The sequence below is a fragment of the Luteimonas sp. GW821-FHT14E02 genome, assembly GCF_058803905.1.
Window position 1 is genome coordinate 158,340 of sequence record NZ_JBXAPK010000009.1, and the last position, 22,932, is coordinate 181,271.

At 64.8% G+C, this 22,932-nt stretch carries 18 protein-coding genes, 1 tRNA gene and 2 pseudogenes; 17 read left to right on the forward strand and 4 right to left on the reverse strand.

The window, feature by feature from the left end; genetic code table 11:
- Positions 1-10: 10 nt before the first annotated feature.
- From AC1RNP_RS15330 to AC1RNP_RS15340, 3 genes and pseudogenes are all read left to right on the forward strand, one after another.
- Entirely contained in the window at positions 11-721 is a 711-nt protein-coding gene (locus tag AC1RNP_RS15330; RefSeq protein WP_493052148.1) for an FKBP-type peptidyl-prolyl cis-trans isomerase N-terminal domain-containing protein, read from the forward strand.
- Between the two features lie 212 nt (positions 722-933).
- Positions 934-1,796 (forward strand): annotated as a pseudogene (locus tag AC1RNP_RS15335) (NUDIX hydrolase).
- A complete protein-coding gene (locus AC1RNP_RS15340) occupies positions 1,793-2,665 on the forward strand; it encodes a sulfurtransferase (protein WP_493052149.1) in 873 nt (290 codons plus the stop codon). The pseudogene AC1RNP_RS15335 and the gene AC1RNP_RS15340 overlap by 4 nt, the downstream one beginning before the upstream one ends.
- 48 nt (positions 2,666-2,713) lie before the next feature.
- Here AC1RNP_RS15340 and AC1RNP_RS15345 read toward each other — a convergent pair whose 3' ends face one another.
- Positions 2,714-3,487: an enoyl-CoA hydratase/isomerase family protein gene (locus tag AC1RNP_RS15345; RefSeq protein ID WP_493052150.1), complete on the reverse strand. Its 774-nt coding sequence runs from the start codon at positions 3,485-3,487 to the stop codon at positions 2,714-2,716.
- A 46-nt stretch (positions 3,488-3,533) separates the two neighbouring features.
- Between AC1RNP_RS15345 and AC1RNP_RS15350 the strand changes: the two genes are divergently transcribed.
- The 4 genes from AC1RNP_RS15350 to AC1RNP_RS15365 are packed head-to-tail and all read left to right on the forward strand — an operon-like array spanning position 3,534 to position 5,176.
- A complete protein-coding gene (locus AC1RNP_RS15350) occupies positions 3,534-3,983 on the forward strand; it encodes a copper chaperone PCu(A)C (protein WP_493052151.1) in 450 nt (149 codons plus the stop codon).
- Positions 3,984-4,018: 35 nt separating this feature from the next.
- Positions 4,019-4,447, forward strand: coding sequence for a TIM-barrel domain-containing protein (locus AC1RNP_RS15355; protein ID WP_493052152.1), 429 nt, complete (start codon positions 4,019-4,021; stop codon positions 4,445-4,447).
- Entirely contained in the window at positions 4,447-4,602 is a 156-nt protein-coding gene (locus AC1RNP_RS15360) for a hypothetical protein (RefSeq protein ID WP_493052153.1), read from the forward strand. The genes AC1RNP_RS15355 and AC1RNP_RS15360 overlap by 1 nt, the downstream gene beginning before the upstream one ends.
- Positions 4,603-4,660: 58 nt before the next feature.
- Positions 4,661-5,176 carry a DUF5110 domain-containing protein gene (locus AC1RNP_RS15365; protein ID WP_493052187.1) on the forward strand — a complete coding sequence of 172 codons (516 nt, stop codon included), beginning with the start codon at positions 4,661-4,663 and terminating at the stop codon, positions 5,174-5,176.
- On the opposite strand, the gene AC1RNP_RS15370 is transcribed toward AC1RNP_RS15365, so the two are convergent.
- Both AC1RNP_RS15370 and uvrA read right to left on the reverse strand, forming a co-directional pair.
- Positions 5,058-5,471, reverse strand: coding sequence for an acyl-CoA thioesterase (locus AC1RNP_RS15370; protein WP_493052154.1), 414 nt, complete (start codon positions 5,469-5,471; stop codon positions 5,058-5,060). The two genes, AC1RNP_RS15365 and AC1RNP_RS15370, sit on opposite strands and share 119 nt — an antisense overlap.
- Positions 5,472-5,473: 2 nt before the next feature.
- Positions 5,474-8,344: pseudogene (uvrA, locus tag AC1RNP_RS15375) on the reverse strand (excinuclease ABC subunit UvrA); the annotation flags it as partial.
- Between the two features lie 287 nt (positions 8,345-8,631).
- Between uvrA and rplU the strand changes: the two are divergent.
- From rplU to cgtA, 3 genes are all read left to right on the forward strand, one after another.
- Positions 8,632-8,952: a 50S ribosomal protein L21 gene (rplU, locus tag AC1RNP_RS15380; protein WP_226469961.1), complete on the forward strand. Its 321-nt coding sequence runs from the start codon at positions 8,632-8,634 to the stop codon at positions 8,950-8,952.
- A 12-nt stretch (positions 8,953-8,964) separates the two neighbouring features.
- A complete protein-coding gene (gene rpmA, locus AC1RNP_RS15385; protein ID WP_493052155.1) occupies positions 8,965-9,216 on the forward strand; it encodes a 50S ribosomal protein L27 in 252 nt (83 codons plus the stop codon).
- Between the two features lie 193 nt (positions 9,217-9,409).
- Positions 9,410-10,516, forward strand: a complete 1,107-nt coding sequence (gene cgtA, locus AC1RNP_RS15390) for an Obg family GTPase CgtA (protein ID WP_493052156.1) — start codon at positions 9,410-9,412, stop codon at positions 10,514-10,516.
- A gap of 88 nt (positions 10,517-10,604) precedes the next feature.
- Here cgtA and rpsT read toward each other — a convergent pair whose 3' ends face one another.
- On the reverse strand, positions 10,605-10,871 hold the full coding sequence (gene rpsT, locus AC1RNP_RS15395; protein WP_493052157.1) for a 30S ribosomal protein S20: 267 nt from the start codon (positions 10,869-10,871) through the stop codon (positions 10,605-10,607).
- A gap of 170 nt (positions 10,872-11,041) precedes the next feature.
- Between rpsT and murJ the strand changes: the two genes are divergently transcribed.
- From murJ to AC1RNP_RS15430, 7 genes are all read left to right on the forward strand, one after another.
- Positions 11,042-12,700, forward strand: coding sequence for a murein biosynthesis integral membrane protein MurJ (murJ, locus tag AC1RNP_RS15400; RefSeq protein WP_493052158.1), 1,659 nt, complete (start codon positions 11,042-11,044; stop codon positions 12,698-12,700).
- Between the two features lie 121 nt (positions 12,701-12,821).
- Entirely contained in the window at positions 12,822-13,772 is a 951-nt protein-coding gene (locus AC1RNP_RS15405; protein ID WP_493052159.1) for a bifunctional riboflavin kinase/FAD synthetase, read from the forward strand.
- 158 nt (positions 13,773-13,930) lie between these two features.
- Positions 13,931-16,726: an isoleucine--tRNA ligase gene (ileS, locus tag AC1RNP_RS15410; protein ID WP_493052188.1), complete on the forward strand. Its 2,796-nt coding sequence runs from the start codon at positions 13,931-13,933 to the stop codon at positions 16,724-16,726.
- 157 nt (positions 16,727-16,883) lie between these two features.
- Positions 16,884-17,399, forward strand: coding sequence for a signal peptidase II (gene lspA / locus AC1RNP_RS15415; RefSeq protein WP_493052160.1), 516 nt, complete (start codon positions 16,884-16,886; stop codon positions 17,397-17,399).
- Positions 17,400-17,409: 10 nt separating this feature from the next.
- Positions 17,410-18,360: a 4-hydroxy-3-methylbut-2-enyl diphosphate reductase gene (gene ispH, locus AC1RNP_RS15420; RefSeq protein ID WP_226469954.1), complete on the forward strand. Its 951-nt coding sequence runs from the start codon at positions 17,410-17,412 to the stop codon at positions 18,358-18,360.
- Positions 18,361-18,443: 83 nt separating this feature from the next.
- Positions 18,444-18,519 (forward strand) — tRNA-Thr (locus AC1RNP_RS15425).
- A gap of 581 nt (positions 18,520-19,100) precedes the next feature.
- A complete protein-coding gene (locus AC1RNP_RS15430) occupies positions 19,101-22,733 on the forward strand; it encodes a bifunctional diguanylate cyclase/phosphodiesterase (protein WP_493052161.1) in 3,633 nt (1,210 codons plus the stop codon).
- Positions 22,734-22,932 lie beyond the last annotated feature (199 nt).

Below are 22,932 nucleotides of genomic sequence, written 5' to 3' on the forward strand. Positions count from 1 at the left end.
ACTCATCAGCATGAAGTTGCGTTTGCTTGCCGCTGCCCTCGCGGCTCTGACCCTGACGGCCGGCGTTGCCTCGGCCCAGGACACCACCTCCGAGAAAGGCAAGCTGAGCTATGCGATCGGCTATGACATGGGCAGCAACGTTGCCGATCTGGTCGAGAATGGCGAAGCCGTCGATATCAACACCGTGATCAAGGCACTGCAGGACGCCTACGGCAAGAAGCAGCCGGCGGTTCCGGTCGATCAGCTGCGCACCGTGGTCAAGAGCATGCAGGACCGCCAGCTGGCCAAGGCCAAGGCCGCGTTCGAGAAGGTCTCGGCCGAGAACAAGACCAAGAGCGATGCCTTCCTCGCCCAGAACAAGGCCAAGGCCGGCGTGAAGACGCTGCCGAGCGGCGTGCAGTACCGCGTCATCAAGGATGGCAGCGGCGCCAAGCCGACCCAGGCCAGCGAAGTGACGCTGCAGTACAAGGGTTCGCTGTCGGACGGTCAGACCTTCGTCGACACCGCCAACCCGCCGCAGGGCCAGAAGGGTGGTCCGGTGAGCCTGAAGGTCAGCCAGATCCCGCTGACCGGTCTGCGCGAAGCGCTGACGCAGATGACGCCCGGCGCGAACTGGGAAGTGGTGCTGCCGGCCGCGCAGGCCTACGGCAACACGCCGCAGTCGCCGGTGGGTCCGAACCAGGCTGTCGTGTTCAACGTCACGCTGGTCAGCGTGAAGTGATTTGAACGCATAGCGTTCAAGTCATCCCCGCGCAGGCGGGATCGAATGACTTGCTACTGATCTATCTATTGCGCCGGCTAAATGCCGGCGCAATTTTTTAGCGCTTGTTTGTCGCTGCGAATGTTGGGGCAAGTCCTCTGTTGCCGTCCTTGGCGAGATTGTTCTGCTTCGGAATGCCCGGCGTAACTTTTTCCCGTATCCTCACTTCTGCAATGACATCCCTGCCTCTCAATACTCCGATTCGTGCGATTCCGACGCCATGCATCGGAGTGTGCACGCTCGACGAGGGCGGGTTCTGTCACGGGTGCCATCGCAGTTCCGTGGAGATCACGCGCTGGCTGCAGATGAGCGACGACGAGCGCCTGCATCTGATGCGCGTCGTGTTGCCACAGCGCGGAGCCGCGCGCGCATGACGATGACGGACGATTGGCTCATGGAGATTCCGCTGCGGCGCATCGAACGCGCCCTGCATCCGCTGCAGACGGCGCCGTCGGGCGACGCCTGGAACCGGGACGAGATGATCGATCTGCTGCTGCCCGAGAGCGGCAAGGCCGCCGATGCCGCGGTACTGGTGCCGCTGATTCCGCGCGACGGCATCCTGCAGGTACTGCTGACGCGGCGCACCGATGCACTGCGCCACCATGCGGGGCAGGTCAGCTTTCCTGGCGGCCGCATCGAATCCGCCGATGCCGGTCCGGCCGCCGCCGCCTTGCGCGAAGCGCAGGAGGAAGTCGGCCTCGCGCTGCAGCTGGCGCGGCCGCTCGGGTATCTCGATCTGTTCGACACCATCACCGGATTCCGCGTGCTGCCGGTGGTGGCGCGCGTCGATCCGTCCTTCGTCGCCGTGCCGCATCCGGACGAAGTCTCGGACGTGTTCGAAGTGCCGCTCGACTGGTTGATGACGCCGGAGAATCTCGAACTCGTCGAAGTCGAATATCGCGGGCGGACGCGTCGCGTTCCCGAGTTCCGTCGCCCGCCCAGCGCGCCGACGCAGCGCATCTGGGGCGTGACGGCGGCGATTCTGTACAACTTCCGGCAGCGCCTGGAACAAATTGGCGGGGAGACGCACGCATGACCGCGATCTGGACAACACTGGTGCAGGCCGAAGCCCTCGCGGATGCGCTTGGCCGCGACGATCTGGTCGTCTTCGATACCCGCGCCTCGCTGGCCGCGCCGGGTGCGGGTGAAGCCGCGTATCGGCAGTCGCATGTGCCGGGCGCGCTGTATGCGCACCTTGATCGCGATCTGTCGGATTTGAGTTCTCCGCACGTGTCTGGCGCGGGCAGGCATCCCTGGCCGGACGTCACCGCGTTCACGGCATGGCTGGGCTCGCGGGGTGTGACACCGACACATCAGGTCGTCGCCTACGATGACGGCGATGGCGCCTATGCGGCACGGTTATGGTTTTTGCTGCAAGCATTGGGCCACGAACGCGTCGCGGTGCTGGATGGCGGTTGGACGCGCTGGAACGCGCTGGAACTGCCGGTGGATGCCGCGATTCCCGAGCCTGTGCCACGGACATATCGTGCGACATCAGAGGCTCGATTCGATCATGGTCGGCTGCTCGATGCCGAGGCCGTGCAAGCGCATCTGTCGCGGGGCGGCCTGTTGGTCGATGCGCGCGCGGCCGAACGCTTTCGCGGCGAAGTCGAGCCGATCGACCGCAAGGCCGGGCACGTACCGGGCGCAGTGAATCGGCCTTATGCGCGGAATCTCGTCGAGGGGCGCTTCAAGTCTCCGGGACAGTTGGCCGAAGAGTTCGCGCAACTGTTTGAAGGGCGTGCGCCGCGAGATGTCGTGGCGATGTGCGGCTCCGGCGTCACCGCCTGCCATCACCTGCTGGCGATGGCGCATGCGGGGCTGGCGGGAGCGAAGCTCTACACGGGTTCGTGGAGTGGCTGGATCGAAGATCCGGTGCGTCCGATCGCTACGGACGGAAACTAGAAGCCGTCATTCCCGCTTTCGCGGGAATGACGAGCAAAAGCTGGCCGCTTATTTCCCCAGCTTCGCCACCAACGCACGCAACCCTGCTTGCGTATCGGGATCGCTCCAGGCATCGATGAACATGTCGAGATGGATGCGCTCCGGCTTCAGCGCGGCGATCAGGTCCGCACGCGCGAACGCGCGCGTCTGCAGCATCGGCGAACGCGGCAGCTGCAATAGCTGTTCGAGCCATGCGCGGGCGCGCAGCGGCACTTGTTCGATTTCGGCCAGTTCGTCCACCAGCCCCAATGCCAGTGCCCGCTCGGCGCTGACCATCTCGCCGGCGACCAGCAGGCGTTCGGCGCGATAGGGGCCGACCACGCGGCGCATCAGCTGCTGGATGCCTTCCGGAGCCGCCAGGCCGACGCGGGTTTCGTTGAGGCCGATCTGGAACGGGCGATCCGGGGAAGGACTGTTCGCCATCACCCGATAGTCGCAGCACAACGCCAGCACGCAACCACCGGCGGGCGCATGGCCGGCGATCGCGGCCACGACTGGGATCGGGCTCTCGGTCAGCGAGCGGGCCGCGGCGAAGAAGCTTTCCCAAGCGGCTTTCAGCGTCCCCTTGTCCTGCAGGCTCAGCAGGTAGGGCACGTCGAGCCCGGCCGAGAACACCTTGGGGCCGCCGGCCAGCACGATGCCGCCGACACCGTCGCTCACGGCGCGCGCCACCGCGTCCGCCAGCGCGGTGCACAGCTCGGGATTCAAGGCATTCACCGGCGCGCGCGCCAGGCGCAATTCGCGGATCTGGCCGTGGTCATTGCTCTCGATCAGTGCGGTCATGCGCGGTGTCCAGCGTTCGTTGCGGGGAGGGCGTTATCATAGGGGCATGAAGCGCATCCGCCACCTCCTGCTGTCCGCGTCCGCATTTTTCCTGCTGGTATCGTCTCCGGCGTTCGCCCGCGACTGTCAGCCGCAGGTGCGTGAGGGCTGGGTGAGGCTCGGCCCGGCCGGCATGCCGATGATGGCCGGCTTCGGACGCATCGAGAATCGTTGTTCGGTGCCGGTCACGATCACCGGCGCCAGCAGCCCTGCCTTCGGCAGCGTCGAGCTTCACGAAACGCGTCTGGTCGATGGGGTCAATCGCATGCGCCCCGTGCCCGAACTGCGCATCGCACCCGACAACTCGGCAGTGCTCAAGCCGGGTGGCATGCATCTGATGCTGATGAAGCCGCATGCGACGCTGCAGGCCGGCAGCAAGGTGGTGGTGGAATTCGAATTGTCAGGCGGCGGCAAGCTGCTCGGTGAGTTCGAGGTGCGCAAGCCCAACACGCCTTGACGTTTCCGAAAACGAAAGCAGCTCTCTTTCCGTGCTTGCGGTGCACGGAATATTTCGCGTCCGGGGATGAGCGGCGCCTGTTCGTGCTCACGCGCTCGAATTTTCTCGGTGGGCAGCGTTATGCGGCCACCTGGACCGGTGACAACGCCTCGTCGTGGGAACATCTGAAGTTGTCGATTCCGATGTCGATCAATCTCGGGCTGTCGGGGCAGCCGTTCAGTGGTCCGGATGTCGGTGGTTTCGGCGGTAAGGCCGAGGCGGACTTGTGGGCGCACTGGATCGCGGTCGGTGCGTTCTATCCGTTCTCGCGTGGTCACGCGATCAAGGACGGGCCGCGCAAGGAGCCGTGGGCGTTCGGACCGAAGGTCGAGAAAACCGCGCGCATCGCGATCGAGCGCCGGTATCGTCTGCTGCCGTATCTCTACACGCTGTTTCCGAGGCTTCGCTCACCGGTGTGCCGGTGATGCGGCCGGTGTTCTTCGCCGATCCGCGCGATCCCGCCTTGCGCGGAGAGGAGCAGGCATTCCTGTTGGGAAGCGATCTGCTGCTGGGCTCGGGAGCCGAAACTGCCTTCGGGCATCTGGAGGAAATTCTCGCTGGTGGATGGCGATGCCAATGATCTGTATCAGGCGGAGCTCAAGCTGCGTGGCGGCGCGATCCTGCCGCTAGGCAAGATCGTGCAGCATACCGGCGAGGAATCGTTGGATCCGCTCACGCTGCTGGTCAGTCTGGACGACAAAGGTGTCGCGGAAGGTCGGCTGTATGAAGACGCGGGCGAGGGATACGGCTACCAGAAAGGCGATTACCGCCTCACCACTTATCGCGCCGAAGTCAAGGATGGCGCGGTGCATGTGACGATCGCGCGCGGCCACAGCGCGGCGTGGTGGTGCAGGTGCTCACCGATGCGGGAATGTTCAGTGCCAAGGGCGAGGAAACGAGCAGCATCGTGGTGCCGCTGTCAGAGGTCGGGAAGAAATGATGCATCACCGCTGAAGAGCGGAAGCAGTCCATGTGCCGTCCGCCGATTTCATCCTTGTCTGCCCGCCGTGGCGGGCTGCGGCGTTCACGAGAACCTCAACGCTCCGCAGCCGTGCGCACGATCTCGGGCAACGGTGTCGGCCGTCCGCTGCGACGATCGATCCACACCATCACCACGTGGCCATCCGCGTGCAGTGTGCTGCCGTCCTCGCTGACGATGGTATGGCTGATGGTCAGGCTGCTGTTGCCCACGCGCTCCGCATAAAGCTCCACCGCGACGCTCGCCGGGTAGGGAATCGGCACGCGGTAGTTCATCTGCACGGCGGCCAGCAGCGGCGCGGTCTCGTCGACCGACCAGTTGTCGTAGAACGAGTCGAACCAGCGGATCCGCGCCTCCTCCAGATACGTCATGAAATTGGAGTTGTTGACGTGGTTGAACGCATCCAGATCGCGCCAGCGCAGTTCGATCGGCAGGCGGAACAGCATCTTGCGGTTGTCGAGGCTCATCATGCGGCAGCGGCTTTCTTGCGCGAGGGTTTCTTGGTGTTGTTCTCCGCGCCGAGCATCTTGGCGAGGAACTGTCCGGTGTAGGAGCGCGGCTCGCGTGCGAGATCTTCCGGTGTGCCCTCGGCGAGAATCTGGCCGCCACGATGTCCGCCCTCGGGGCCGAGATCGACCACCCAGTCGGCGGTCTTGATCACGTCGAGGTTGTGCTCGATCACCACGATCGTATTGCCATCGTCGCGCAGCTTGTGCAGCACGGTGAGCAGGTGCTCGATGTCGTGGAAGTGCAGGCCGGTGGTCGGCTCGTCGAGGATGTAGAGCGTACGGCCGGTATCGCGGCGCGAGAGTTCCTTCGACAGCTTGACGCGCTGCGCCTCGCCACCGGAGAGTGTGGTCGCCGGCTGGCCGAGCTTGATGTAGCTCAGGCCCACGTCCATCAGCGTCTCGAGCTTGCGCGCGAGCGCGGGCACCGGCTCGAACAGCTTCAGCGCGTCCTCGACCGTCATTTCGAGCACGTCGTGGATGCTGTGGCCCTTGTAGAGGATCTCCAGCGTCTCGCGGTTGTAGCGCTTGCCGTGGCAGACGTCGCAGGGCACGTACACGTCGGGCAGGAAGTGCATCTCGACCTTGATCAGGCCGTCGCCCTGGCAGGCCTCGCAGCGGCCGCCACGCACGTTGAAGCTGAAACGGCCCGGCGAGTAGCCGCGCGCGCGCGATTCCGGCACTGCCGCGAACAGTTCGCGCAGCGGCGTGAACAGTCCGGTGTAGGTGGCGGGGTTGCTGCGCGGTGTGCGTCCGATTGGTGACTGGTCGATGTCGACGACTTTGTCGAATAAATCGAGGCCCTTCACTTCGCGATACGGCGCCGGCTTGTGCGAAGCGCCGTTGATCTCGTTGGCGGCCAGCGCGTACAGGGTGTCGTTGATCAGCGTCGACTTGCCGGAACCCGACACGCCGGTAATGGCGGTGAACAGGCCGGCGGAAATCGTGAGATCGACGTCTTTCAGATTGTTGCCGGAGGCGCCGAGCAGCTTGAGCTGCATCTTCGGCTGCGCCTTGTGGCGCAGCGACGGCACCTCGATGCGGCGCTTGCCGCTGAGGAATTGTCCGGTTACCGAACGCGGCGCTTTCAATACTTGCGCGTAGTTGCCTTCGGCGACGACTTCGCCGCCATGCACGCCGGCACCGGGGCCGATGTCGACGATATGGTCGGCCAGGCGGATCGCGTCCTCGTCGTGTTCGACCACGATCACGGTGTTGCCGAGGTCGCGCAGGCGCGTCAGCGTGCCGAGCAGGCGCTCGTTGTCGCGCTGGTGCAGGCCGATGGATGGTTCGTCGAGCACGTACATCACGCCGACCAGTCCGGCGCCTATCTGCGAGGCGAGACGGATGCGCTGTGCCTCGCCGCCGGAGAGCGTGTCGGCCTTGCGTTCCAGCGTGAGGTAGTCGAGGCCGACGTCGACGAGGAAGCTCAGGCGTTCACGGATTTCCTTGACGATCTTGGTGGCGATCTCGCCGCGCCAGCCGGGCAGCTTGAGTTGGCCGAAGAAGCTGAGCGCCTCGTCGATCGGCAGCACCACAATCGAGGGCAATGCGCGATCGGCGACGAACACGTTGCGCGCGGAACGGTTGAGGCGCGCGCCGCCGCAGTCGGGGCAGGGGCGTTCGCTGATGTATTTCGCCAGTTCCTCGCGCACCGCGGCCGATTCGGTCTCGCGGTAGCGTCGTTCGAGGTTCGGCAGGATGCCTTCGAACTTGTGCTTGCGCTGGTATTTGCTGCCGCTGTCGCTGAGATAGGTGAGGTTGATCTGCTCGTTGCCGCTGCCGTACAGCACGATCTGCTGGATTTTCTCCGGCAGCGCCTGCCACGGCGTATCGACGTCGAACTTGTAGTGCTTGGCCAGCGACTGGATCATCGAGAAGTAGTAGGCGTTGCGGCGGTCCCAGCCGCGCATCGCGCCCGCAGCCAGCGACAGTTCCGGATGCGCGGCCACGCGCGACGGATCGAAGAACTGGCTCACGCCGAGGCCATCGCAGGTCGGGCAGGCGCCGACCGGCGAGTTGAAGGAGAACAGGCGCGGTTCCAGCTCCGGCAACGAGTAGTCGCAGACCGGGCAGCTGTACTTGGAGGAGAACAGCAGCGGGTCGGCTTTGTCATCGTCGAGCGAATGCACCGCCGCCATGCCGTCGCCGAGCTTGAGCGCGGTCTCGAAGGATTCGGCCAGGCGCTGCTTGATGTCCTCGCGCACCTTGAAGCGGTCGATGACGGCCTCGATGGTGTGCTTCTGGCGCAGCGCCAGCGGCGGTACCGCGTCGATCTCGTGCAGCTGGCCGTCCACGCGCACGCGCACGTAGCCTTGCGCACGCAGCTGCTCGAGCACCTGCGCGTGTTCGCCCTTGCGCTCGCGAATGACCGGCGCCAGCAGCATGTAGCGTTTTTCAGGATCGAGGGCCAGCACCTGGTCGACCATCTGGCTGACCGTCTGCGCCTCCAGCGGATAGCCGTGGTCGGGGCAGCGCGGCAGGCCGACGCGGGCGTAGAGCAGGCGCAGGTAGTCGTAGATCTCGGTGATGGTGCCGACGGTCGAGCGCGGGTTGTGCGAGGTCGACTTCTGCTCGATCGAGATCGCCGGGGACAGGCCCTCGATATGATCGACATCGGGTTTTTCCATCACGCTCAGGAACTGGCGCGCGTAGGCCGACAGCGACTCGACGTAGCGGCGCTGGCCCTCGGCGTAGATGGTGTCGAAGGCCAGCGACGACTTGCCCGAGCCGGACAGGCCGGTGATCACGATCAGCTTGTCTCGCGGCAGGTCGAGATCGAGGTTCTTCAGATTGTGGGTACGGGCTCCGCGGATGCGGATGGTGTCCATCGCCATCGGGTGGGGGGTCCGGTTGGGCTGTGCCCGGGGCGGCCGGGCGGGAAGGGCGGCAGGGAGCAATCGATCAGCCTACCGAGCCGATGATTTGGGGGCAAATCAAAAGATTGCCAGTGTCGGAACGGGGCGTCTCACTGGCTGAGACCCGCCTGTCCGGGCCCCTTCCGGACAGGGCGGGAAGGAGGTGGGGCCGGGTTGACCGTAACTCGCTGAATCCCCTACAATTCCGCTTCTGTCCGCCCTCGATGGCGGGCAGCGACCACAATAACTACAGAGGAAGCTTGGTCATGTACGCAGTTCTAGTCACTGGCGGTAAGCAATACCGCGTGATGAAGGGCGAGACGATTCGCGTCGAGAAGCTCGACGCCGAAGCCGGCAAGGAGATCACGTTCGACAACGTGCTCATGCTCGGCGACGGCGAGGGCGTCACCCTCGGCGACGCGCTGAAGGGCGCGACCGTCACCGCCACCATCAAGTCCCACGGCCGCGCCGACAAGGTGCGCATCGTGAAGTTCCGCCGCCGCAAGCACCATCGCAAGCAGATGGGCCACCGGCAGCATTACACCGAAATCGAGATCACCGGTATTGCCGGTTCCGGTAACAAGTAAGGAGTCGCAGTCATGGCACATAAAAAGGGCGTAGGTTCCTCGCGCAACGGCCGCGATTCCAACCCGAAGTACCTCGGCGTGAAGATCTACGGCGGCCAGGCCATCGAGGCCGGCAACATCATCGTGCGTCAGCGCGGCACCCAGTTCCATCCGGGTATGGGCGTCGGCCTCGGCCGCGACCACACGCTGTTCGCGCTGGTCGATGGCAAGGTCGAGTTCTCGACCAAGGGTCCGAAGAAGCGCCGCACCGTCAGCATCGTCTGATACGCGAGTCCCTTCGCAAGAGCCCGCACACCTCCGCCGCGCGATGGCGCGGCTGCGATGTGCGGACTTCCCATGAAGGGCGGCGCGAACGACGTATCGCGAAGAGCCCCGCTACGGCGGGGTTTTTCGTTTATGCCCGTTGCGCGAAGCATTACTTCTTCGCTACTTCACCGAACACTGCGACAATCCCCGTATGAAACTCGTCGACGAAGCTGAAATCACCGTAACCGCTGGCAACGGCGGCAACGGCTGCGTCGGTTTCCGCCGCGAGAAGTTCATTCCGCTCGGTGGCCCCGATGGTGGCGACGGCGGCGACGGCGGCAGTGTCTGGCTCGAAGCGTCGGAGAACCTCAACACGCTGGTCGATTTCCGCCACCAGAAGCAGTTCCGCGCCCAGCGCGGCGAGAACGGCATGGGGCAGCAGAAATACGGCAAGGGCGGCGAGGACATCACCATCGTCGTGCCGGTCGGCACCGTGGTGACGAACGTCGAGACCGACGAGGTGATCGGCGACCTCACCCGCCACGGCGAGCGCCTGCTCGTGGCCAAGGGCGGCAAGGGCGGCCTCGGCAACATGCACTTCAAGAGTTCGGTGAACCGCGCGCCGCGCAAGGCGTTGCCGGGACTGCCGGGCGAGGAGCGCACGCTCAAGCTGGAACTGAAGCTGCTGGCCGACGTCGGCCTGCTCGGCTTCCCCAACGCCGGCAAGAGCACCTTCATCCGCGCGGTATCGGCGGCGACGCCGAAGGTGGCGGACTATCCGTTCACCACGCTGTACCCGAATCTCGGCGTGGTGAGCGTCGAACCGCATCGCAGCTTCGTGATCGCCGACATTCCCGGGCTGATCGAGGGCGCCGCCGATGGCGCCGGGCTCGGCAGCCTGTTCCTGCGCCACGTGCAGCGCACGCGGCTGCTGCTGCATCTGGTCGACATCGCGCCGATGGAGGGCGTGGTCGATGCCGATCCGGTCGAGCAGGTGCGCGCGATCGAGCACGAATTGCGCAAGTACGATCCGGCGATGCTGGAGAAGCCGCGCTGGCTGATCCTCAACAAGGCCGACCTGATGTTCGAGGACGAGGCGCAGGCGCTCGCGCAGGAGATCGTGGCCGCGCTCGGCTGGGATCAGCCCTGGTACCTGGTCTCGGCGATCGGCCGCGAGGGCACCTGGCCGATCATGCTGGATGTGCAGGCCTTCTTCGATCGCTTGCGCGAGGAAGCGCGCGAGGCCGAGCAGGCGGGTGAAGGCGCGGCCGGCGAAAGCGACGTCGACAAAAGCGGAGCCACCCCGGATGCGGTCTGAGCCGCGGGCAACAAAAAACCCGGCCGAAGCCGGGTTTTTCGCAGCGCACCCAAGGAAGACCCCAGGCGGGCTGCGTGATGCAGGCTTTTTAAGCGGCGATCGCCTTGATGCGCGCGGTGAGGCGGCTCTTGTGGCGGGCGGCCTTGTTCTTGTGGATCAGGCCACGGGCGCTGAAACGGTCGAGGATCGGCTGAGCGATCTTGAAGGCTTCGTTGGCGCCAGCGGCATCGTTGGCTTCGATGGCCTTCAGCACTTTCTTGACGGCGGTGCGCAGCTGCGAACGCTGGCTGTTGTTGCGCAGGTTGCGCACGACGGCCTGCTTGGCGCGCTTCTTGGCGGACTTGATGTTGGCCACGATGGGATCCTGGAAACTGGTGTAGAGATGGGGTCTGAGAAAAACGATCCGGGTGTGCCCGGGAAAAGCAAACCAGGCGCACGCGGGGAAAGCGAGCCAAGTATTCTGGTGGATTCAGGGACTTGCGTCAAGAACAAGTTTAGGGCAGGCCCCCGGGCGGGAGGGCAGGCATGAGCGCGCCCGAACCGTCCGCCGCCGTCCCCGCCCCCCAGCCGCGCAAGGCCGGTCTGCTGCGCTCCACGGCCGTATTCAGCTCGATGACCTTCCTGTCCCGGATCTCCGGGCTGGTGCGGGACCAGGTCTATGCCGGCAGCTTCGGCGCCAGCCCGGCGATGGACGCCTTCTTCGTCGCCTTCCGCATTCCGAATTTCATGCGCCGGCTGTCGGCCGAGGGCTCGTTCTCGATGGCCTTCGTGCCTGTGCTGGCCGAGTACAAGGCCAAGTACGACCACGCGGCGGTCAAGGAACTGATCGATCGCGTGACCGGCACCCTGCTGGCGGCCCTGCTGGTGCTGACGGCGGTGGTGGTGCTGACGGCGCATTGGGTGATGCCGCTGTTCGCGCCGGGGTTCGGCGTCGACACGGAGCAGGGGCGGCTGGCGACGCAGATGCTGCGCATCACCTTCCCCTATGCGCTGTTCATCTCGCTGGCCTCGCTGGCCGGCGGCATCCTGAACAGCTATCAGCGTTTCGCGATTCCTGCCCTGTCGCCGGTGTTGCTCAATCTGGCGATGATCGCGGCGGCGCTGGGCGTGGCGCCGTTCTTCGATCATTCGGTGCTGGTGCTGGCCTGGGGCGTGTTCGTCGCCGGCATCCTGCAGCTGGTGTTCCAACTGCCGTCGCTGGCAAAGCTTGGCGTGCTGCCGCGCCCGCGCTGGGGCGGACGGCATGGCGGCGTGCGCAGGGTGATGAAGCTGATGGTGCCGACGCTGTTCGGTTCCTCGGTGGCGCAGGTGAACCTGCTGCTCAACACGATGGTGGCCTCGCTGCTGATCGGCGGCAGCGTCACCTGGCTGTACTACACCGACCGGCTGCTGGAATTCCCGCTCGGCATGTTCGGCGTGGCGATCGGCACGGTGATCCTGCCGCATCTGTCCGGGCGCCATGCCGCGACCGATCCGCACGGTTTTTCGAAGGCCCTGGACTGGGGCCTGCGCCTGTGCCTGCTGATCGGCGTGCCGGCGTGTCTCGGGCTGATCCTGTGCGCCGAGGCCCTGACCGCGACGCTGTTCCAGCACGGCAAGTTCTCGGTGGAGGACACGGCGATGACCCGCCTCAGTCTGATGGCGCAATCGACGGCGGTGCCGGCGTTCCTGCTGGTGAAGGTGCTGGCGCCGGCGTTCTATTCGCGGCAGGACACCAAGACGCCAGTGAAGGCGGCGGTGGTGGCGGTGATCGCCAACGCGATCGCGACATTGCTGTTCCTGGCGGGTGCGCTGTGGCTTACCGACGCGGGTCGTGCGGCGCTGCAGACCGCGGGCGGGCGGCCGTTCGAGGCGCTGGGCCTGATGCCGGGCGCGCATGCCTGCCTGGCCCTGGCGATCGCCCTGGCGGGCTGGCTCAACGCCGTGCAGTTGTGGTGGTACCTGCGCAGGGCCGCCGTGTACGAGCGGCAGGCCGGCTGGGGACGTTTCCTGCGGCAGCTGACGGTGGCGGCGATCGGGATGGCGGCCGTCGTGCTCGCCCTGCTGGTGGTCTGGCAGGACTGGACGGCATGGCCGTGGTGGGAGCGGGTGTGGAAGCTGGCGGTCGTGGTCGCGGGCGGCGGAGCGGTGTACGGCGGCCTGTTGTGGCTGCAGGGCATCCGGCCGCGGGATTTGCGCCATTGATCTGATGTCGTTGCGGGTTCAGTGCCGCAATCCGGTGGCGTTGCCAGGGCGGAAGTCAGATGAAGCTGCTCCCCCAGCTATACTTGAACGTTGCGGTTCCACCGCAATCTTGTAGGAGTTCATGAGCAGGCTGTTCCGCGACGTCGATGGCGGTCCGTTGTGTCCGCAGGGGAGCGTGGTCTGCATCGGCGCCTTCGACGGCCTTCATCTGGGCCATCGCGCGCTGGTGCGCCACGCCGCTGCGCGTGCGCGCGTGCTTGGCGTGCCGATGGTGGCGCTGAGCTTCGAGCCGCTGCCGCGCGAATTCTTCGCCGCCGCGGGTCATGCGCCACGGCCGCCGCGGTTGAGTCTGGCACGCGCGAAGTTCGAGGGGCTGAGCGCGCTCGGCGCCGATCTGGTCGGCCTGCTGCGGTTCGATGCGCATCTGGCCTCGATGAGCGCGGAAGCGTTCGTGCGTGATGTGCTGGCGCAGCGCCTGCAGGCGCGCGAGGTGCATGTCGGGCCGGAATTCCGCTTCGGCCATCGCCGTGCGGGTGATCTGGACACCTTGCAACGCGAGGGCGCAACGCACGGATTCACCGCCGAAGCAATCGCGCCGGTGTCGGTCGATGGCGAGCGCATCTCCAGCACACGCATCCGTGCGGCGCTCCAGGCCGGCGAGTTCGCGACGGCGACGCGGCTGCTCGGCAAGCCGTACACGATCGGCGGACGCGTGGTGCGCGGCGAGCGGCTGGGACGCACGCTCGGGTTTCCCACCGCCAACCTGCGCTTCGGCAACAAGACGCCGGCGCTGTCCGGCATCTACGCCACGCGCGTGCATGGCGTGGGTGAGTTTCCGATGCCGTCGGTGTCGAGTTTCGGTACGCGGCCGACGGTCGGCGGCATCGAGCCGTTGCTGGAGGCGCACCTGTTCGATTTCGACGGCGATCTCTATGGCATGCATATCGAAGTCGAATTCGTCGCCAAACTTCGCGACGAAGAAAAATTCCCCGATCTGCCGACACTGGTCGAGCAGATGAACCGCGATGCCGCCAGGGCGCGGGAAATACTCTCAGAGGTCACATTCGCGTGAGTCGTTATGTTCGTCCCTGAACAAGAGCCCGCACGTCCATGTGCGGACTTTCCACTGAAAGCACTGCAATAACAGGCATTAACGTGAAATCTGCTGATTCGGCTGACGAGAACCAACGCTACAAGGCCACGATCCACCTGCCGGCCACCGATTTCCCGATGCGCGGCGATCTGCCCAAGCGCGAACCGGAAACGCTGGCGCGCTGGGAGGCGGAGGATCTGTACGCGCGCATCCGTGAGGAAGTATCCGGACGCGAGAAGAAGTTCGTGCTGCACGACGGCCCGCCGTATGCCAACGGCGTGATCCACATCGGCCACGCCGTCAACAAGGTGCTGAAGGACGTGATCGTGAAGTCGAAGCTGCTCTCGGGCTTCGACGCGCCCTACGTGCCGGGCTGGGATTGCCATGGCCTGCCGATCGAGCACGCGGTGGAGAAGAAATACGGCCGCGTCGGCGACAAGATCGATGCCGCCGCGTTCCGCGTCAAATGCCGCGAATACGCCGCCGAGCAGATCGATGGCCAGCGCCGCGATTTCAAGCGCCTGGGCGTGATCGGCGACTGGAACAACCCGTACCGCACCATGGATTTCCGCTACGAGGCGGACATCGTGCGTTCGCTGGCGAAGATCGTCGAGCGTGGTCACGTCGTGCGCGGCTTCAAACCCGTGCATTGGTGCTTCGATTGTCAGTCGGCGTTGGCCGAGGCCGAGATCGAATACGCGGACAAGCAATCGCCGGCGGTCGATATCGCCTATGCGGCGAAGCAGCCGCAGGAGTTGGCCGCGACGTTCGGCACGGTGCTGCCTGAGGATGTCGAAGTCGCGGTGCCGATCTGGACCACGACGCCGTGGACGCTGCCGGCAAGCATCGCGGTGACGCTCGGTGCCGAACTCGACTACGTGCTGGTCGAAGGCCCCGCGCATGCCGGGCGCCGGCGCTGGCTGGTACTGGCGGAAGCGCTCGCGCAGAAGGCGCTGTCGCGCTATGGCGTGGACGAAGTCGTCGTGCACGGCCGCAGCAAAGGCGCGGGACTTGAGAGCAAGTTGCTGCGGCATCCGTTCTATGCCGAACGCGATGTGCCGCTGTTGCTCGGCGAGCATGTCTCGGCCGAGGAGGGCACCGGCGCCGTGCACACCGCGCCCGGCCACGGCCAGGAAGACTTTGTCGTGGGTCAGCGCTACGGCCTGATCGAGAAATACACGGCCGCGCAATTGAATCCCGTCGATGGACGCGGCCTGTACCTGCCGTCGACACCGCCGGCCGGTGATGCCGTGCTGGCCGGCCTGCACATCTGGAAGGCCAACGATGTGCTGATCGCGGTGTTGAAGGAGCGTGGCGCGCTGCTGGCGCACTCGGTCATCACCCACAGCTATCCGCACTGCTGGCGCCACAAGACGCCGGTGATCTTCCGCGCTACGCCGCAGTGGTTCATCTCGATGGAGCAGGCCAATCTGCGCCGCGATGCGCTGACCGCGATCGACAACGTCGACTGGGTGCCGGACTGGGGCCAGGCACGCATCCGCGGCATGATCGAATCGCGTCCGGACTGGACGATCTCGCGCCAGCGCTTCTGGGGCGTGCCGATCGCGCTGTTCTACGATCGCGAGACCGGCGACATGCATCCGCGTTCGGCGGAACTGATGCGCCAGGTGGCCGATCGCGTCGAGCGCGAGGGCGCCGATGCCTGGTATGCACTCGACGCTGCGGAGTTGTTGGGCGCTGACGCCGAACGCTACGAGAAGGTCACCGACATCCTCGATGTCTGGTTCGACTCGGGCGTCAGCCATGCCTGCGTGCTCGAACAGCGCCCGGAGGATGGCCTGCACAAGCCGGCCGAACTCTATCTCGAAGGTTCCGATCAGCATCGCGGCTGGTTCCACAGCGCGCTGCTAACCGGCGTGGCGATGGACGGTGTCGCGCCGTACCGGCAGGTGCTCACGCACGGATTCACTGTCGATGCCGACGGCCGCAAGATGTCGAAGTCGCTGGGCAACATCATCGAGCCGCAGAAGGTGATCGGCACGATGGGCGCCGACGTGCTGCGCCTGTGGATCCTCTCCACCGACTACCGCAACGAAATGTCGGTGTCGGATGAGATCCTCAAGCGCAGTGGCGACGTCTACCGGCGCCTGCGCAACACCGCGCGCTTCCTGCTCGGCAACTTGAATGGATTCGATCCGGTTGCGCACCTGCGCCCGCTCGACGACATGGTCGCGCTGGATCGCTGGATCGTGCATCGCACCTGGGAAGTGCAGCAGAAGATCGTCGACGCCTACGAGCGTTACGATTTCGCCGAGATCGTGCAGGCGCTGTCGAACTTCTGCAGCGTCGATCTCGGCTCGCTGTACCTGGACGTCACCAAGGATCGCCTCTACACGATGCCGGAAGACTCGCGCGGCCGGCGCAGCGCGCAGAGCGCGATGTTCCGCATCGCCGAGGCGTTCGTGCGCTGGATCGCGCCGATCCTCTCGTTCACCGCGGACGAGATGTGGCGCCACCTGCCGGGCGCACGCAAGGACAACGTCCTGTTCGAGACCTGGTACGCAGGCGTCGAGCCGCTGCCCGGGACCGCCGCGCTGTCCGCCAAGGATTTCGACGCGCTGCTCGCGCTGCGCGAGCAGATGACGAAGGTGCTGGAGCCGATGCGTGCTTCCGAGGAGATTGGTGCCGCGTTGCAGGCGGAGATCGCGCTGCGCTGCGGCGTCTCCGATCAGAACTGGCTGTCGCCGCTGGTCGATGAACTCCGCTTCTTCTTCATCAGCGGTGATGTTTCGATCGATGCCGACAGCGATGCGCACGGCATCACCATCGCCGCGACGCCGACCACGAAGCCGAAATGCGTGCGCTGCTGGCAGCATCGCGCCGACGTCGGCAGCGTGGCCGCGCATCCGGGGCTGTGCGGTCGCTGCGTCTCCAATGTCGAGGGACCAGGCGAAGACAGGAAGTGGTTCTGACTTTCCCTTCTCCCTCCGGGAGAAGGTGCCCCGAAGGGGCGGATGAGGGCGGGAGAGTTCCGAGTCATGGAACCTTCCATGGCCGATCATTCCTCTCCCTCATCCGGCGCTTCGCGCCACCTTCTCCCGGAGGGAGAAGGATTAGAGGCAACAGCTTATGACCAATCCAAAACCCAATGCGTTGATCTGGCTGCTGGTCTCGGTGGCGATCATCGCGCTCGACCAGTGGAGCAAGGCCTGGGTGCTGTCCAGCCTGCCCGAGTACCAGCCCATTCCCGTGATCGAAGGTTTCTGGAACTGGTATCGCACCTACAACACCGGTGCCGCTTTCAGCTTCCTGTCGGATGCCGGCGGCTGGCAGAAATATCTGTTCACCGCGCTCGCGGTGGTGATCAGCGGCGTGATCACGTACTGGCTGGCGCGCACGCCGCGTCGTGACTGGCGGACGGCCTTGCCGTTTTCCCTGGTCGTGGGAGGCGCACTCGGCAACGTCATCGACCGCCTGATTCACGGCCACGTCATCGATTTCATCCAGTGGTACTGGCGCGATTTCTACTGGCCCGCCTTCAACATCGCCGATTCGGCCATCGTCGGCGGCGCCGCGGCGATCATCCTGTTCGGGTTGTTCCAGCGCAAGCCCGCGAATGGCGTCCGTACCAGGGCAGGGGAGTAGACTAGGCGTCATGGACATCGTCCTTGCCAATCCCCGCGGTTTCTGCGCCGGTGTCGACCGCGCGATCGAGATCGTCAAGCGCGCCATCGAAACGCTCGGCGCGCCGATCTACGTGCGGCACGAGGTCGTGCACAACCGCTACGTGGTCGACGACCTCAAGCGGCGCGGCGCGATCTTCGTGGAAGAACTCGGCGAAGTGCCCGACGGCGCCACGGTGATCTTCAGCGCGCACGGCGTTTCGCAGGCGGTGCGCGGCGAAGCGGCGCGGCGCGAGCTCAAGGTGTTCGACGCGACCTGCCCGCTGGTGACCAAGGTGCACTTCGAGGTGGCGCGCCATTGCCGTGCCGGCCGCGACGTGGTGCTGATCGGTCATGCCGGTCATCCCGAGGTGGAAGGCACGATGGGGCAGTGGGATCGCGAAGGCGGTGCCGGCCGCATCTATCTCGTCGAGGACACCGACGACGTCGCCGCGCTTGTGGTCGGCCAGCCGGAGAACCTGGCCTACACGACGCAGACGACGCTGTCGGTGGACGACACCCGTGGCGTCATCCAGGCCCTGCAGAACAAGTTCCCGGCCATTCAGGGGCCGAAGAACGACGACATCTGCTACGCCACCCAGAATCGCCAGGACGCGGTGCGCGAACTCGCCCAGCAGTGCGATCTGGTGCTGGTGGTCGGCTCGCCCAACAGCTCCAACTCCAACCGCCTGCGCGAGCTGGCCGAGCGCGAGGGCGTGGAGGCCTACCTGATCGACGGGGCCGAGCAGATCGACCCGCGCTGGGTGGAAGGTCGGCGCCACATCGGCGTCACCGCCGGCGCTTCGGCCCCGGAAGTGCTGGTGCAGGGCGTGATCGATCGCCTGCGCACGCTCGGAGCCGCGGGGGTACGGGAGCTGTCCGGGGAGCCGGAAAGCATGGTGTTCGCCCTGCCCAAGGAGTTGCGCGTCCAGCTGGTCGATTGACCGGCAGGGCCGTGAAACCTAAAATCCCGCTTTCTCGCGGACCCGTCCGCGGCGCCCGGCGCAGTCGCCGCGGCACATTCTCCGCCGGAATAGCTCAGTTGGTAGAGCGGCGCATTCGTAATGCGTAGGTCGTAGGTTCGAATCCTATTTCCGGCACCATCCCACGGATGTCTTCGATGCGCCGCAAGCGCTTCGGATGTTGACGAAAACCCCGCCAAGCGCGGGGTTTTTTGTCGCCTGGAATGCCCCCCGCCGCTCCGACGCGAGACACTCGCAGCTCGGGACATTCCTTAATCCATTCCATACATGGCGGTGGTGGCGACGTGAAATATCGAAACCGTCGCCGCCGGCCAAGGCGTTGCATGAATGAAGGGCGGTGTTATCGAAAACACTCCATTCAAGGCACGTCCGATACGTCGGCGCAATGCCGAAATTTATCGGAAAAAGGCGTTTGCCGGACAAAAATATTGTAGTAGGGTTGATCGTACCAACGAACAGCTGTGGCATGCATGTCGATGATTCCCCGTTCGATTTCATCTCATTCGTTGTGGTTCAGGCATGAGATGTGGAGATGGCTGTCATTCGCAAGCTTGGCGAATGAGGCGTGTGTGTCGAAGCGTGCGGCTGCGCCGCGACTGGGGGCCAGGTAATCCGGATTTGGGATGCACTGCGGATTCCCGCATGCGGAGCTGTGGTAACTGGCACTCCATGCGGCAACTGCTTGCTCCCAGTGCAAGACCATGAAAACACCCGTCGGAGAAGATGCCCAAGGTGGCTCGGCAGCGATTCGCGAGCCGGGGGATTTTCTGTGCCGGGTCATCGATCAAGCGGCGATCGGCATGGTGCTTCTTGGGCAGGATGGACGTTGGCGCTATGCGAATCCGGCGTTTCAATCCCTGGCGCAATACGGCTGGGAAGAATGCGTGGGCTGGGCGGTCGATGATCTGCTGCATCCCGAGGAGCGGGAAACGGTCCGCGACCGGTTCGTCGCGCTGCAATCCGATGGCACGAATACCTATCGCGCCGAGCATCGCTGCATCCGCAAGGATGGCAGCACGCTGCGTGGCCTGATCACGCTTTCCGCTCTGCGGGAAGTGGGTGCGGATTCTCCGTTCCGTTATCTCCTGCAGATCATCGACATCGGCATGCAGCAGCAGGTGGATGCCGATCTGAAGGAAGCGGAGTGGCGCTGGAATCAGGCGCTGCAGGGTTCCCAGCAGGTTGTGTGGGACTTCTACGTTCCCTCGAACATGGTCTGGGTCTCGCCGCAATGGAAGGAGATGCTCGACCTGCCGACCGATGAGCGGGTGCATCACATCGCCGACTGGCTCGGCAAGATGCATCCCGATGACCGCGAGCGCCTGATGGAGGCGACCGAGCAGGTTCGCATCAGCGGCAATCCCGATTTCGACGCGGTCTATCGTCTCCGGCACTCGAACGGACATTGGATCTGGGTGTTGAGCCGTGGCCGCGTGGTCGAATACGCGCCTGATGGCTCCATCCGGCGGATGATCGGAACGATCGTGGACATCAGCCGCCAGAAGGAGATGGAAGCGCAGCTCACCGCAATGAACGAGCGGTTGCAGGTTGCGCTGGAAGCCTCCGGCGCCGGCATCTTCGATGTCAACCTGGTGACGGGGCTGTGCGTGTGGGATGAGCGGATGCACGCGCTCTACAACGTTCCGGTGGGTGAGTTCGATGGAACGCGCGAGATGTGGCTCCGCTTCATTCATCCGGACGATCTGTCGCGGGTGCTGCGCGAGTACGAGGCGAAGGAATCCAGCACCGCCTTGACCGTCGAGATCGATTTCAGGATCCAGCCCGCCGGCACGACGTCGGTCCGGCATGTCCGCTCCCTGACCAAGGTGTTCCGGGATGCCCAGGGCACGCCGGTTCGACTCGTAGGAAAACACTGGGACGTGACCGAGCAGATCGAACAGACCATGCAATGGCGCGACACGCTCACCCTGCTGGAAGCGGTGATGAGCGGAACGCCCGATCTGATCTTTGCCAAGGATCATGACGGCCGGTATCTGCTCGCCAACAGATCCGTCGAGAAACTGATGGGAAGGCCGGGAGCCGAGATCATTGGCAGGCATGATGCCGAGATATTCCCCCCCGAAATCTCGAAGCCACTGATCGAAAACGATCGCCGTGTCATGCAAAGCGGCGAGCCATACACGATCGAGGAAGTCGCTGTCGTGGACGGCGTGTTGCGCACCTACTCCTCGACCAAGGCGCCGCGCAGGAGCGAGCGTGGCGAGATCATCGGCACGATCGGTATTTCCCGCGATGTGACCGACGTGAAGGCGGCGGAGGCGGCGCTGCGTCAAAGCGAGTTGCGCTGGCAGTTCGCGCTCGACGGTTCCGGCGACGGCATCTGGGACTGGGACACGCGAACCGGATACGTGTTCTATTCCCGCCAATGGAAGGCGATGCTGGGCTACGAAGAGGACGAGATCGGCTCGACCGTGAGCGAATGGTCCGATCGCGTGCATCCGGACGATCTTCCGCGCTGCTGGACGATCATCAACGATCACTTCGATCGCGGTACTCCCGATTTCACCCTGGAACATCGCATGCGGGCAAAGGACGGCTCGTGGCGCTGGATCTACGACCGCGGAAAGGCCATCGAGCGCGCGGAGGATGGCCGGCCGTTGCGCGTCATCGGAACGCATACCGACATCACGGTGCTGAAGGAAGGCGAGAGCGCGATCTTTGAGGAAAAAGAGCGGTTGCGGATCACGTTGCATTCGATCGGCGACAGCGTGATCACCACGGATGCCCACGCGCGGATCACCTTCATGAACCCGGTCGCCGAGCGGATGACAGGCTGGTCGGCGACCGAAGTCATCGGGCGGCCGTTGCTCGAGGTGTTCCGCCTGGTCGACGACGCGGGGAACACCATTTCGGATCCGGTCGAAACCTGTTTGCGGCAGATGCGTCCGTTCCATCTCGACAGCGACGCCGTCCTGCTCGGCCGCACCGGAGAGCGGCGTCACGTGCGCGATTCGGCGGCGCCGGTGCGCACGGCCGCGGGCGAAATCGTCGGCGCAGTGCTCGTGTTCCAGGACGTGACCAAGGCGCGGACCTTGCAGCAGGCGCTCGAGCACTCCGCCAGCCATGACAGCCTCACCGGCCTGCCCAATCGCGCCGCGTTCGAGCGTGAACTGCGCGAGGCGAGCCGGCAGCCAGGACGCGAGCACACGCTGTGCTTCATCGATCTGGACCGCTTCAAGATCGTCAACGACGATGCCGGACATGCCGCCGGCGATGCATTGCTGCGCGAGGTCGCCAATCTGCTGCGCAGAGGCTCCCGCTCTCAGGATCTGGCCGCGCGTCTCGGTGGCGATGAGTTCGCGCTGCTGCTGCGCGACTGCGCGATCGGCGATGGAGAAAGGATCGCCACGCAGCTGTTGCGCGATATCGGTCGCCTGCAATTCGCCTGGAACGCGGTGTCCTATCGCATTGGCGCCAGCATGGGGCTGACGATCGTCGGCCGGGAGGCGCTACGACCGGATGAGCTGATGGATCAGGCCGACGTCGCCTGCTATCGGGCCAAGGCGGCCGGACGCAATCAGATCGCGATCTATGGAGACGACGATGCGACGACGCAACAGCATCGCGAAACCCGGATCGCGACCAGCATCCGGAATTCCATCGAGGCCGGACGTTTCCAGCTCTTCGCCCAGCAGGTCCTGGACTTGAGGGTAGGGAAGCGAGCCCGTCACTTTGAAATCCTGCTGCGCATGCTGGACGACGAGGGCGGGATCGTGGAGCCGGCTGTCTTCATTCCCGCGTCGGAGCGCTACGACCTGATGGGGACCCTGGATCGCTGGGTGGTTCGCACGACACTCCGGAATTACGGGCCTCGGTTATGCGCGATCGAGGATCTGTCGATCGCGATCAATCTCTCGGGCAACTCGATCAGCGATCCGTTCTTCTGGCCGTTCCTGCAGGAGGAGCTCGCCGTCTCCGGGCTGGCGCCGGAACGACTGCATCTGGAGATCGCCGATGCCACGATCATCAACAATCTCTCGGCCGCGCGGCGCTTCGTGCCCAGTGTGCGCGCGGCGGGGTGCCGCGTCATCCTCGATGATTTCGGCACGGGGACCAGTCCCTTCACCTATCTGCGGCAGTTTCCGGTCGATGGCTTGAAGATCGATGGCAGGCTCGTCAGCGAAGTGACGGGCAGCGAGATCGACCGCGCGATCGTCGAATCGATCAATACGATCGGGCATCGTCTCGGCGCGATCACGATCGCCGAGCAAGTCGAGGATGAGGCGACTCTGGCGCTGGTTCGCGCGATGGGGATCGATCAGGCGCAGGGATTTGCCATCGCGCGTCCGGAACGGCTTGACAATTTACTCTGACGAATCTTTCGGTTATCGCCGATCGTGAGCAATCGCTAGCGACGAGATGTCTATCTGTAAAAGTTTCGTTGGAAATTTGTCCAGGGGACGCAATCAGACAGACTGTCCTTGTCGCGCGGCCATCCCATAACGGCCATCGAATGACGTGTCAACGACAAACTCGATTTCAACGGCGACGTGTCGTTTTTTTGTGCAATCG